The sequence below is a fragment of the Streptomyces sp. HUAS YS2 genome (assembly GCF_033343995.1).
GTDB lineage: Bacteria > Actinomycetota > Actinomycetes > Streptomycetales > Streptomycetaceae > Streptomyces > Streptomyces solicathayae.
The window spans coordinates 2,534,626-2,547,001 of sequence record NZ_CP137573.1; the positions used below are offsets into that span (position 1 = coordinate 2,534,626).

Genomic DNA, 12,376 nt, shown 5'->3' on the forward strand with positions numbered 1-12,376 from the left:
TTTGTTACTGGGTTCGTATGTACGGAACCTGCGGGGCACCGCGCACACTGGACAGTGAGCACGGTGCCCCGCCCCGTGTGGACAACGAAAACGATCTCCCCCTCCCCTCCCCGTATCTCTGCACCACCCCGGCAGACAACGGCGTCTACCAGCCCCACAAGGAGTCCCCCGTGGCCATCTCGGTCTTCGACCTGTTCTCGATCGGCATCGGCCCGTCCAGCTCCCACACGGTGGGCCCGATGCGGGCGGCCCGGATGTTCGCGCGCCGGCTGAAGAACGAGGGGCTGCTGGCCCCGACCGCTTCCATACGCGCGGAGCTGTACGGCTCGCTGGGCGCGACCGGCCACGGCCACGGCACCCCGAAGGCGGTCCTGCTGGGCCTGGAGGGCAACTCTCCGCGCACGGTCGACGTCGAGACGGCGGACGAGCAGGTGGAGCGGATCAAGAGCAGCGGCCATATCAACGTGCTGGGCGCGCACGAGATCCCGTTCGACTTCGACGCGGACCTGATCCTGCACCGCCGCAAGGCGCTGCCGTACCACGCCAACGGCATGACGGTCTTCGCGTACGACGCGGACGGCGCGCTGCTCCTGGAGAAGACGTACTACTCGGTGGGCGGCGGCTTCGTCGTCGACGAGACTGCACTTTCCAACGAGGGGGTCGACGGCCAGAGCCCGATCATCCCGGACGACACGGTCCTGAAGTACCCGTTCCGCACCGGCGACGAGCTCCTCCGCATGGCGAAGGAGACCGGCCTGTCGATCTCCGCGATGATGCTGGAGAACGAGAAGGCCTGGCGCACGGAGGACGAGATCCGGGCCGGCCTGCTGGAGATCTGGCGGGTCATGCAGGCCTGCGTCTCGCGCGGCATGTCCCGCGAGGGCATCCTGCCGGGCGGCCTGAAGGTCCGCCGCCGCGCCTCGGCGCTGGCCCGCAAGCTGCGCTCCGAGGGCGACCCGAAGGCGCACGCGATGGAGTGGATCACCCTCTACGCGATGGCCGTGAACGAGGAGAACGCGGCCGGCGGCCGCGTGGTCACCGCCCCGACGAACGGCGCGGCCGGCATCATCCCGGCGGTCCTGCACTACTACATGAACTTCGTGCCCGGCGCGGACGAGGACGGCGTGGTCCGCTTCCTGCTCGCGGCCGGCGCGGTCGGCATGCTCTTCAAGGAGAACGCCTCGATCTCCGGCGCCGAGGTCGGCTGCCAGGGCGAGGTCGGCTCGGCCTGCTCGATGGCCGCCGGCGCGCTGGCCGAGGTCCTCGGCGGCACCCCGGAGCAGGTGGAGAACGCCGCCGAGATCGGCATGGAGCACAACCTGGGCCTGACCTGCGACCCGGTCGGCGGCCTGGTCCAGATCCCCTGCATCGAGCGCAACGGCATGGCCTCGGTGAAGGCCGTCACGGCGGCGAAGATGTCCATGCGCGGCGACGGCAGCCACCTGGTCTCCCTCGACAAGGTCATCAAGACCATGAAGGAGACGGGCGCCGACATGTCGGTCAAGTACAAGGAGACGGCCCGCGGCGGGCTCGCGGTGAACATCATCGAGTGCTGAGGCCCGGACCGGGCGTCACGCGTACGTCGAGGCCCTCATCCCCCGCCGGATGAGGGCCTCGACGACCAACTCCCTTGGCAGGCAAGGGAAGTGGCTCAGGGTGGCCCTACCCAAGGCGTGACCGTGCGTGCATCATGCGGGGATGGAGATCGCCAAGATGGTGCACACCTACGTGGAGACCTTCGTGTGGCCGGGGGTGGTGCTGACGTTCGTGCTCACCTTCCGGAGCCAATTGCGTGAGCTCTTCTCCCGGATGCGCAGGATCGAGACGCTCGGCGGGTCGGCGGAGTTCGAGGCGCGGATCCGAGAGGTGGCGGAGTTCGCCGAGGAGGTGCAGGAGAGGCACCCGTACGGCGTCGCCCCCGGCCGGCAGCGTCCCCACGTCCGGCCCGCCGCCGTCCCTCCGGCACGGAGCGACGAGCCCGCCCCGGACGAGGAGATGCTGCACCGGCTCGTGCCCGAGCGGATCTCGCCCGAGGACCTGGCCGGGGACCGCAGGATCGATCCGCTGCTCGACGATGCGTTCCGGATGGTGGAGAGCCTGCCGGCCACCGCGATCGTCACGGCGCACGCGCGGATGGAATCCCTGGTCTACATGTTCCTGCGGAACCGGAACGGCGACGCGTCCCCCGTCGAGACGTCCTTGGTGGGCGCCCTGGGGCACCTGGGAGTGTCGGCGCGGACGCTTTCGCTGGCGCAACGGCTGGCCGACCTCGGCGACCAGGTGCGCTACGAGAACACCGGGGTCACCCGGGCGGCGGCGATCCAGTACATCGAATCCTGCACGGTGGTGCTCTCAGAGGTTCGCGGCGCGTACGCCTCCTGAGGGCCGGGGAGCGTCGGCAGGCGATCGTCACCGGGCGTAGGACGCCCGGCGACTCGGAGTGCGCGGGCGTCCCGGTGGCCCGGCATCAGGCCTTGTTGAGGTTCGCCCAGAACTCGTCCCAGGAGAGCTTGCCGTCGCCGTTGCCGTCCTGCGGCCGGATCAGGGCCTCGGCGACGGTCTCGGTGACGTTGAAGTCGCCGAGCTGCGCCATGACGCTCTTGTACTCGGCGGCGGTGATGAAGCCGTCACCGTCCACGTCGTACCGGTCGAATGCCTTGCGTGCCGACTCGATGTCCGCCACTGTCCACCCCTTCTTGGTGCGTCTTCTGACGGGGGTCAGGTTATCGGGCGATATCCGGTGTCCGGCCGCCGGGCCTTGGACGATCATGGAGACATGAGCGACGACGTGGCACGGATCCTGGCGGCGGCGGCGAGCGGGGACTTCCCGCCCCCGGACGGTTCGGCGGTGGTCGTCCCGCAGCCGAACCAGCGGGACGCCGGCGTCCTGGCCTTCACCGCCCACTCGGTGATCTTCACGGACGAGGACCCCGAGTGGGTGCACGCGGCGCTCGCCGCGACGGCGGCAGATCCGCTCGCCGCGTCGATGAACCCGGTCTTCCTGACCGCCCTGCTGGCGAAGACCGGCCGCCGCATGAACACCATCGACCTGCTGACCGTCGCCGACGCGCTGCCGGGCGAGCCCGGCGTGGAGCTGCGCGAGATCGAGGACCTGTCGCATCCGCGGGTGGTGCGGGCCCTGAAGTACCGGGACGACGTCCGGGTCTGGACGGCCGACGGCGGGGTGCTGATCCTCGGCCGGGGTGTCGCGGGCCGCTGGGAGGCCGCGATCGAGGTGGACGAGCACGCCCGGCACCAGGGGCTCGGCCGCGCGCTCGCGCGGGCCGCGCGGCACCTCACGCCGGGCCCGGTGGTGTGGGCCCAGCAGTCCCCGGGCAACGCGCGCAGTGTCCGGACCTTCCAGGCCGCGGGCTACCGCCCGGTGGCCTCCGAGGCCCTGTTCGTCGAGGCCTGACCGGCCCCGTTCATCTTTCCGTAACCCGGAAAGACACTTTCACGCCTCAGGCTGACGAGTTCTCGCCAAACAGAGCGCGATCCACTCGTCACTCTCCGGCGTCGCGGGCTAATTTGCATGCCGTCGTCGCCACACCGGGAGCACTGGGCTCCCAGGGACAAGCGACGCGAGGGCGACACATCAAGTGACTCTCATCGAAGACACGTTCACGGTCCGGCCCTTGACCTCCCTCTGCCGACTCCTCTGGGACGAGGGCGATCACGTACTCATCGGCGTCTCCCCCGGCAACAGCTACTTCAACGCCGGCCGCGTCGCCGAACTGACCCGCTGGGCCACCCGCCGCTTCACCGCCGTCGACTTCGTCTACGCGGACCTGCACGTCGCGGAGCTGTTCGCGGCGCTCGGCCACGCCCCGGAGCACGCGGCCCGGCGCGCCGCGAAGGAACTGAAGGCGGTGCGCCGCCGGGTCCTCGCCGGTGTCGAGGCCGCCGGCCCCCCGGGCGGGGCACGCATCAGGGTGCGGGCCCTGTCGGAGTTCGCCGACGACCCCGCGTACGCCCTGCTGCACCGGCGGGTACGGCACTTCCTCGCCACCGACGCGGAGTTCCGCAAGGGCTGCGACGCGATGGTGGAGGCGTTCCTGTCCGGCAAGGCCGACCCGGCCGGCGGGATCACCGCCTCCCAGCGGACGGCATGCCTCGACTACATCGCCGCAGAGCTGCCGTTCTTCCTGGACACCCCCGGCATCCTCGGGGTGCCCTCCTCGGTGTCCTGCTACCACCAGCTGATCCCGCTGACCGAGCTGCTGTACGCCAAGGGCGGCGGTCTGCGCGCCGCGCGCAACCAGGGCTACGCCGTCGTCCACCCTGCCGACGCGGAAGGAGGGTACGAGCATGACCGCCGAGCCGCTTGAGTTCCCGCTGTCCCGGCGCGGCGACGTGCTGCCCCCGGAGTGCGCCGCGCTGCGCGAGAAGACGCCGGTGGCCCGGGTACGGACGCTGACAGGCGACGAGGCCTGGCTGGTGAGCAGCCACCGGCTGGCCCGCCAGGTCCTGGAGGACGATCGCTTCAGCCTCCCGCACACGGCCTCGCCCGGCGCGCCCCGGCAGTACGCGCTGACGATCCCGCCGGAGGTCGTCGACAACATGGGGAGCATCAACAGCGCCGGTCTGCGCGGCGCGGTGATGAAATCGCTCAATCCGCGCGCCGACGGCCTCACGGACTTCCTGAGGGCCACCGCCGACGACCTGATCGACGACCTGCTGGCGCAGGGGCCGCCGGCGGACTTCCGGGCGGGCTTCGCCGACCCGTTCTCGGCGGCGCTGCACTGCCGGGTGATCGGGGTGCCGTTCGCGGAGTGGCGGCGGCTGATGTCGGGCCTCGACATCGCGTTCATGACGAGCGCGGAGCCCTTCGAGGGGGCCCGGCTCAACTGGTACAAGGACCTCGACCTGATGGTCCGCCACCTCAACGCCCCGGCCGAGGAGAACGCCGGCCTCCTCGGCCGGCTCGCCGCGCTGCGCGAGGAGGACCCGGACTCCACGCATCTGACGGACGAGATGCTGGCGACCGTCGCCGTCTCGCTCTTCGGCGCCGGGGCGGTGTCCACGTCCTCCTTCCTGGTGCTCGCGGTCCTCGCACTGCTCCAGCACCCGGAGCTGATCGGGTATCTGCGGGAGCACCCGGACCGGATGGACCGGGCGGTGGACGAGCTGCTGCGCTGGAACCTGTCGATCGGCGACGGGCTGCCCCGGCTCGCGCTGGACGACGTCGAGCTGGGCGAGGTGGTGGTCCGCAAGGGCGAGTTGGTGCTCGTCCTGGTGGAGGCGGCCAACTTCGACCCGGAGGTGTTCACCGACCCCGAGCGGCTGGACCTGGACCGGGAGCACAATCCACACCTGTCCTTCGGCGCGGGGCGGCACTTCTGCCCGGCCACCGCGCTCGGCCGGGCGCACGCGGCGACGGCCCTCGCGGCGCTGGTGGAGCGGCTGCCGGAGCTGCGGCTCGCGGTGCCGGCGGAGCAGCTGGTGTGGCGCACAGGGTTCATCAAGCGGCTGCCGGAACGGCTGCCGGTGCTGTGGTGAGGCCGCGATGAAGGCCGCGGCGAGGCGCTGACGCACGCGGGGCGGCCCCGGCCGGAGGGCCGGGGCCGCCCCGCCGGCGTCAGCGGAAGACGCCGGTGTGGCCCAGCGAGTACCGGCCCGGCTGCGGGTAGACCGCGAGGCCGTGCGGGCCGCCGCCGACCGGGATCCGGGCGAGCTGCTTCCCGGTGGCGGTGTCGATGGCGTACACCTCGGAGTCGTACCGCCCGGACAGCCAGAGCACCTTGCCGTCGGCCGAGACACCGCCCATGTCCGGGGAGCCGCCGTTCGGCAGGTGCCACTTCTTGGTGAGCTTGTTCTGGGCGAAGTCGAAGACCGAGATGCTGCCCTCGCCCCGGTTGGGGATGTACATCTCCTTCGAGTCGCGGGAGACGTAGAGGCCGTGCGCGCCCTTGCCCGTGGGCAGCAGGGTCGGCGTGGTGAACTTCTCGCCGTCGAGCACCCACATGCCGTGGGCCATCATGTCGGCGATGTAGAAGGTCTTGCCGTCCGGGGAGATCTTCACGTCCTGCGGCATCGCGCCCTGGAAGGGCAGCTTCTGCTGGCCGATCACCTCCATCTTCTCGGTGTCGACCTTCAGCAGTTCGCCGGAGAACTCGCAGGACACGACGAAGTACCGGCCGTCGGCGGAGAAGTCGGCGTGGTTGACGCCGTAGCAGGAGACCGGGACGGTCTTCTTCCGCTCCATGGTGTGCGGATCGCGGAAGACCAGCTCACGGTCCATGGAGGCCATGACGATGGCGTACTTGCCGTTCGGCGTGAAGTAGAGGTTGTACGGGTCGTGCACCTCGACGGCCTTGCCCGCGACGCCGGTGGCCGGGTCGATCGGGGTGAGCGTGTGGCCGCGGTTGTTGTTGACCCACAGGGTCTTCATGTCCCAGGACGGCACGACGTGCTGGGGCTGGACGCCGACCGGGATCGTCTCGATGACCTTGTACGTCGCCGGGTCGATGACCGAGACCGTGTTGGAGTTGGTGTTGGGCACGTAGACCCGGGACGGGAAGCCCTTGACCACCGGGGAGAGCTGGTTCGGCCGGTCGGCCGCGTAGACGTCCTTCGGGTCGAGGACCGGCGGCATGCCCGCCAGCCCGGCCGGGGCGGTCGCGGGCTTCGGCACCGCGGGCGGCGGGGCGGCCTTGCCGCGGCCGCTCGGGCCCCGGCCGTCGTCGCTGCCGCAGCCCGCGAGGGCGGTGAGCAGGCCGGCGGCGAGCAGCGCGGAGGCGCGCCGGGTGAACCGGGCCAGCGCGGGACGAGGGGTGGTGGGCAGGGGGCGGGACGTGGTGTGAGGAGGCATCAGGTCAGCAGCTCCGTGGTGGTCACCGCGCGCAGTCCGCGGCGGTCGAGGTCGGCGAGGAGGGCGGGCAGCGCGGCGACCGTGTCCGCGTAGCCGAGGTGCAGGCTCACCACGGATCCGTTGCGGATCGGCCCGGTGACGTTGCGGACGACGGCCGGTGCGCCGGGCGAGGTGAAGTCGAGGGAGTCGACCTCGTAACCGAGGACGTGCGGGTAGCCGGCCCGCGCGGCGGCCCGCTGGACGTGCGGGAGCGCGTGCGGGGCGCGGGAGGGGCGGAACCAGGTGCCGATGGAGCCGGTGAGCCGGCGCAGCCGCTGCGCGCAGGCGTTGATCTCGGCGTACGCCTGCGCTTCGGTCATGGCGTTGATGTCGACGTGGCGCTGGGTGTGGTTGCCGAGGTCGTGGCCGCCGTCGAGGATCCGCCGGGCCAGGTCGGGATACCGGTCGAGCCAGTCGCCGACGGCGAGGACGGTGAGCCGGGCGCCGGCCCGCTCGGCCGCGGTGAGCAGGGCGCGGGCGACGGCGGGGTCGCCCTGGCCGTGGAAGGTGAGGGCGACCCGCGCCCGGTCGCGGGGGCCGTGGTCGATCTCGGTGGGACGGCCGGGGAACCGGCGCGGGAGCGGCGCGGCGGCGGGCTCGGCGGGCGCGGCCGCGGACGGGGGGTCCGCGGGGCGTCGGTCCGTACCGCAGGCGGCGGTGACGGCTCCCGCGAGGGCGGCGGCCGCACCCGCCCGCAGGGCGCCACGGCGGTCGGTCGGAGTCACCCGCTCATTAAAAGGCTGGTATGCCCGAAAGGTAATGATTGAGCCAATTCAGGACGTTTGCCGTCGCCGACCCTCCCGGGGCACCAAAGGGCGGCTTCGTCGAAACAATCAATGAACGCCATACTTATTCATCGTTTACAAGGCAGGTGCTCTATGTCACCAATGATTCACTGGTCAACTGTCCGGATTTGACCTGATCTGCCCCGCTAGGGACTTTTGCCGCAAGGCCCCTGGTCTGCCATAGTCGAGGACACGACCCCCATTGACCCGGGCCAGGTCGACTCGGCGCCGTGGACACACCCCCTTCGTCCGCGGCGCTCCACACGAAGCCCCCATGGCGCCCCACCACGGCGAACGGGGGCTTCGGTGCGTTCAGGGACGGTCGGCGACCCGCATCTCGAACCAGGTGGTCTTGCCGCGCGGCAGCAGGTCGACGCCCCAGCGGTCCGAGAGCTTGTCGACGAGGAAGAGGCCGCGCCCGCTGATGTCGAGCTCGTGGACGGGCATCAGGCAGGGCAGCCCGCGGGACGGGTCGCGCACCTCGATCCTGATCCAGCCGCGGCGGCGCAGCATCCGCAGTCCGAAGACCCGGGCCCCGGTGTGCCGGACGGCGTTGCCGACCAGCTCGGAGACGAGCAGGACGGCGTGCTCGGCGATCTGCGGGGAGAGCATCCAGTGGCGCAGCACGACGCACTGGGTGAGCCGGCGGGCCGTCGCGGCCGACTCCGGCAGGGACGGCAGACGGACTTCGCCCTCCACCGGATTGCCGAACAACTCCAGCGCCTTGAGGGCCTGTTCGTCCTCGGCGCCCGGTACCCACCGGGCAGCGGCAGAGCCGCCGCGCTGCCGTGGTTGCTCCACACCCTCCAGGCCCGCCATGCCCCCATCATGGCCGCCCGGGAGCGTCCGCGGGGCCGTTCCGGAGGAATCGCTCCCCCGGTTCCGGCGGCCGCGCGGAACCCGTCAGTCATATGCCAGGGGCAGAAATCGCCCCGGAAAACCGGCCTTGACCTGCGACGACGCACCGTATTCACATGATCACGGAACCGTCGAAAACCGGCCGGAACCAGCCGTCCCCCGTGGCGGCGTCGAACCACTCACATGGTTGACGCCGCCAACTTCATGCCGGTCAGAGGAACTTGGCCTTGCCCGGGCCCTCCTCGACGAAGCTGCGCATGCCACGCTCGCGGTCCTCGGTCGCGAACAGCCCGGCGAACCAGTTCCGTTCGATCGCCAGTCCGGTGTCGATGTCGGCCTCCAGGCCCGCGTCGATCGACTCCTTCGCGGCGCGCAGCGCCAGCGCCGGGCCCTGGGCGAGCTTCGCGGCCCAGGCGTGCGCCTGCTCGTACACCTCGGCGGCCGGGACGACGCGGTCGACCAGGCCGAGGGTCAGCGCCTCGTCGGCCTTGACCATGCGGCCGGTGAAGATGAGGTCCTTGGCCTTGGAGGGGCCGATGAGGCGGGACAGCCGCTGGGTGCCGCCGGCGCCGGGGATCAGGCCGAGCAGGATCTCCGGCTGGCCGAGCTTGGCGTTGTCCGCGGCGATCCGGTAGTCGGCGCAGAGCGCCAGCTCACAGCCGCCGCCCAGGGCGTACCCGGTGACCGCGGCGACCACGGGCTTGGGGATGCGGGCGATCGCGGTGAACGCGTCCTGGAGGCCGCGGGACCGCTTGACCATGGCCGCGTGGTCCATGACCTGCATCTCCTTGATGTCCGCGCCGGCCGCGAACACCTTCTCCCCGCCGTACAGGATCACCGCGCGCACGTCGTCGCGGTCGGTCGCCTCCTGGGCCAGCTCGCGCAGCCGGTCCTGGGTGGCGATGTCCAGCGCGTTCATCGGGGGGCGGTCGAGGCGGATCGTGCCGACGCCTTCGGCGACTTCGAGGTTCACAGTCATGGAGGCAGGTTAGCCCTGGGGGGTCTGGGGGTCTCCCCCAGATGGACGCAGCACGACGGCGGGCCCGGTGCTGTTGCTCACAGCACCGGGCCCGCCTTCGATCGGGGGAGGACCTACTTGGTCCACTCCTCCCAGGACATGTTCCAGCCGTTCAGACCGTTGTCCGGCTGGATCTGCTTGTCCTTGGAGTTCTTCACGACCACGACGTCGCCGATGATCGAGTTGTTGTAGAACCAGGCGGCCGGCGTGGAGCCGTCACCGGCGCCGCGGGCGTCCCGCAGGCCGACGCAGCCGTGGCTGACGTTCGACGAGCCGAAGGTGCCGGCGGAGGCCCAGTAGTTGCCGTGCACGAAGGTGCCCGAGGTGGACAGGCGCATGGCGTGCGGGACGTCCTTGATGTCGTACTCGCCGCCGAAGCCGACCGTGGCCCCGTTCATGCGGGTCACCTTGTACTTCTCGCTGATGACCATCTGACCGTTGTACGTGGTCGTGGACGGCGCGCCCGCGGTGATCGGGATGGTCCGGATGACCTTGCCGTCGCGGCGGACCTTCATCGTCTTGGAGCTCGCGTCCACGGTGGCGACCTGGGCGCGGCCGATGGTGAACTTCACCGTCTTCTTCTGCTTGCCGTAGACGCCCGGGCGGCCCTCGACGCCGTCCAGGTTGAGCTCCACCGTCACCTTGGTGCCGGCGGCCCAGTAGTCCTTCGGACGGAAGTCGAGCCGGTCGTTGCCGAACCAGTGGCCCTGGACCTCGACGTTCGGCTCCGCGGTCACCTTGATGGCGTTCTCGACGGCGTCCGGGTTGGTGATGCCGCGGGTGAAGTTGATCGAGACCGGCATGCCGACGCCGACGGTCGAGCCGTCCTCCGGCGTGTAGTGGCCGACGAAGGTGTTCTTCGGGACCAGGGTGGTGAAGGTGGTGTCCTTCGCCGACTCACGGCCCTCGGCGTCCTTCGCGATCGCGTGGACCTTGTACTGGGTGGCGGCGGCCAGGTGCCGCGCGGGCTCCCAGCTGGAGCCGTCCGCGGCCAGCTTGCCCTCGACCGGGGTGCCCTTGGAGTCGGCCACCTCGACGGTGGTCAGCTTGCCCTTCTCGGCGGTGACCTTCAGCGCACCGCTGGTGGCGACGTCGTTCGCGCCGTCCTTCGGCAGGACGGTCACGACGGCCTGCGAGGCCGAGTTCTCGACCTGGCCGCCGCCCTTGCCCTGCCCCGACTTCCCGGCGTCGTCGCCGTCCCCGCCGCCACAGGCCGTCACAAGAAGGAGCATCGCCCCCGCCGCCAGTGCCCGCAGGCGTACGCCCCCGCGCACGCGTCCGCGACCCGCCCCGGCCGATGCACCCGATATCGGCTGCCCGTTCACTCTGGTCCACTCCCCTCGCACGGCCTGGTCCCGCCACGGCCTGCTACCCCCGCGCGCTCGACTGGCGCGCACGGCGCTAGATAATCACACCGCAGCCACGGAAAGTTCACTGCGAATGTCACCGTTCAGTCCCAACTCGTCCCGGGACGGCGGCGCAGGCCCGCAGGTCGGGGCGGGGGTGCGGGAAGCGGGCGCGGGGTCAGCGCAGGGCGGAGCCGGCCTTCCACCGGATCCAGTCCATGTTCCACCCTCCCAGGCCGTTGTCGGGAGCGACCTTTCGGTCACGGGAGTTGACCACTTCCACGACGTCACCGACGAGGGTCCGGTCGAAGAACCAGCCGGCCGGGCTGGACGAGCTGCCGCCCTTCTCGTCCTGCAGGCCGACACAGCCGTGACTGACGTTCGCCGAGCCGAAGGTGTCCTCGGACGCCCAGTAGTTGCCGTGCAGGAAGGTCCCGGAGTTGGTCAGCCGGATGGCGTGCGGCACGTCCTTGATGTCGTACTCGCCGCCGAAGCCGACCGTCCGGCCGTCCATCCGGGTCACGTCGAACAGCTCCGTGACCACCATCTTGCCGTTGTACGTGGTGGTCTTCGGGGCCCCGGCGGTGATCGGCAGGGTCGCCAGGACCTGACCGTCCCGGCGTACCTCCATGGTGTGTTCCTCGGCGTCCACCAGGGAGACCTGGGAGCGGCCGACGGTGAACCCGACGGTCTTGCGCTGGATCCCGTACACGCCGGGCGCCCCTTCGACGTCCCGCAGGTTCAGCTCGACGGTGACCTCGGTGCCGGGCTTCCAGTACTCCTTCGGCCGGAAGTCGAGCCGCTCCTTGCCGAACCAGTGGCCGGCGACCTCGACCGGCGGGTCGGAGGTGATCCGGATGGCCCGCTCGACGGCCGCGCGGTTCTCGATGGGCCGGTTGAAGCCGAACGAGACGATCATGCCGGTGCCCACGGTGGAGCGGTTCTCCGGCTTGAAGTAGCCGATGAAGCGCTTCTCGGGGACGACGGTGGCGAAGGTGGTGTGCCGGGCGGACCGGCGGCCGTGCTCGTCCAGCGCGACCACGTCCACGCTGTACCTGGCGGCCAGTGCGAGCCGGGCGCCCGCGGCCGGACGCCAGTGCAGGCCGTCCTCGCTGATGGTCCCCTCCAGGCGGGCGGGCTGGGCGTCCTCGACCTGGACGACGGAGACTCTCTCGAGCCGTCCGCCGTCGATCTCGATCTCGACCGGCCCGTCCGCCGGGACGGCGCGCGTGCCGTCCTCGGGGGTGATCCGGATGACGTCCCCCGGGGCCTTCTTGCCGGGCAGCGGGAGGGAGAGACCGCCGCCCTTCCCGCCGTCGGATCCGCCGTCGCCGGTGCAGCCCGTCGTCGCGGCCAGCAGGCCGGCCGCCGCCAGCCCGAGGCCCAGGCAGGTCCTCGCCCGCTTCAGTACATGTTTCACGCCCGGCCCAACGACTGCCCCCCTCCAGGGGAAACGTGCGTGCGGGTCATGTTGGGAGCACGGTCGTCCGGGCAGAACAGGTGGGAGGACCACGTGCGG

Annotated in this window: 12 protein-coding genes; 5 read left to right on the forward strand and 7 right to left on the reverse strand. The window is 71.0% G+C overall.

What is annotated here, in order from left to right; translation table 11 throughout:
• Positions 1-170 precede the first annotated feature (170 nt).
• Positions 171-1,556, forward strand: a complete 1,386-nt coding sequence (locus R2D22_RS11340) for an L-serine ammonia-lyase (RefSeq protein WP_318102969.1) — start codon at positions 171-173, stop codon at positions 1,554-1,556.
• A 142-nt stretch (positions 1,557-1,698) separates the two neighbouring features.
• Entirely contained in the window at positions 1,699-2,382 is a 684-nt protein-coding gene (locus tag R2D22_RS11345; protein WP_318102970.1) for a hypothetical protein, read from the forward strand.
• 85 nt (positions 2,383-2,467) lie between these two features.
• On the opposite strand, the gene R2D22_RS11350 is transcribed toward R2D22_RS11345, so the two are convergent.
• Complete coding sequence (locus R2D22_RS11350; protein WP_318102971.1) at positions 2,468-2,683, reverse strand: EF-hand domain-containing protein; 216 nt, start codon at positions 2,681-2,683, stop codon at positions 2,468-2,470.
• 93 nt (positions 2,684-2,776) lie between these two features.
• Here R2D22_RS11350 and R2D22_RS11355 point away from each other — a divergent pair, with 93 nt between their 5' ends.
• The 3 genes from R2D22_RS11355 (at position 2,777) to R2D22_RS11365 (ending at position 5,499) form a co-directional block, all read left to right on the forward strand.
• On the forward strand, positions 2,777-3,415 hold the full coding sequence (locus tag R2D22_RS11355) for a GNAT family N-acetyltransferase (RefSeq protein WP_318102972.1): 639 nt from the start codon (positions 2,777-2,779) through the stop codon (positions 3,413-3,415).
• Between the two features lie 184 nt (positions 3,416-3,599).
• Entirely contained in the window at positions 3,600-4,328 is a 729-nt protein-coding gene (locus tag R2D22_RS11360) for a tRNA-dependent cyclodipeptide synthase (protein WP_318102973.1), read from the forward strand.
• Positions 4,309-5,499 (forward strand): cytochrome P450, encoded by a 1,191-nt coding sequence (locus tag R2D22_RS11365; protein WP_318102974.1) that lies wholly within the window; start codon positions 4,309-4,311, stop codon positions 5,497-5,499. The genes R2D22_RS11360 and R2D22_RS11365 overlap by 20 nt, the downstream gene beginning before the upstream one ends.
• A 79-nt stretch (positions 5,500-5,578) precedes the next feature.
• Here the strand turns inward: R2D22_RS11365 and R2D22_RS11370 are convergent, their stop codons facing one another.
• The 6 genes from R2D22_RS11370 to R2D22_RS11395 form a co-directional block, all read right to left on the reverse strand.
• Positions 5,579-6,811, reverse strand: a complete 1,233-nt coding sequence (locus R2D22_RS11370; RefSeq protein WP_318102975.1) for a YncE family protein — start codon at positions 6,809-6,811, stop codon at positions 5,579-5,581.
• The gene (locus tag R2D22_RS11375) at positions 6,811-7,575 is read right to left on the reverse strand and encodes a polysaccharide deacetylase family protein (protein WP_318102976.1); all 765 of its coding nucleotides are present in this window, start codon (positions 7,573-7,575) and stop codon (positions 6,811-6,813) included. The genes R2D22_RS11370 and R2D22_RS11375 overlap by 1 nt, the downstream gene beginning before the upstream one ends.
• Before the next feature lie 372 nt (positions 7,576-7,947).
• Entirely contained in the window at positions 7,948-8,454 is a 507-nt protein-coding gene (locus R2D22_RS11380) for an ATP-binding protein (protein WP_318102977.1), read from the reverse strand.
• Positions 8,455-8,704: 250 nt separating this feature from the next.
• Positions 8,705-9,472 (reverse strand): enoyl-CoA hydratase/isomerase family protein, encoded by a 768-nt coding sequence (locus R2D22_RS11385; RefSeq protein WP_318102978.1) that lies wholly within the window; start codon positions 9,470-9,472, stop codon positions 8,705-8,707.
• A gap of 113 nt (positions 9,473-9,585) precedes the next feature.
• A complete protein-coding gene (locus tag R2D22_RS11390) occupies positions 9,586-10,836 on the reverse strand; it encodes a L,D-transpeptidase (protein ID WP_318102979.1) in 1,251 nt (416 codons plus the stop codon).
• Positions 10,837-11,035: 199 nt separating this feature from the next.
• Positions 11,036-12,277 (reverse strand): L,D-transpeptidase, encoded by a 1,242-nt coding sequence (locus tag R2D22_RS11395; RefSeq protein ID WP_318102980.1) that lies wholly within the window; start codon positions 12,275-12,277, stop codon positions 11,036-11,038.
• Positions 12,278-12,376 lie beyond the last annotated feature (99 nt).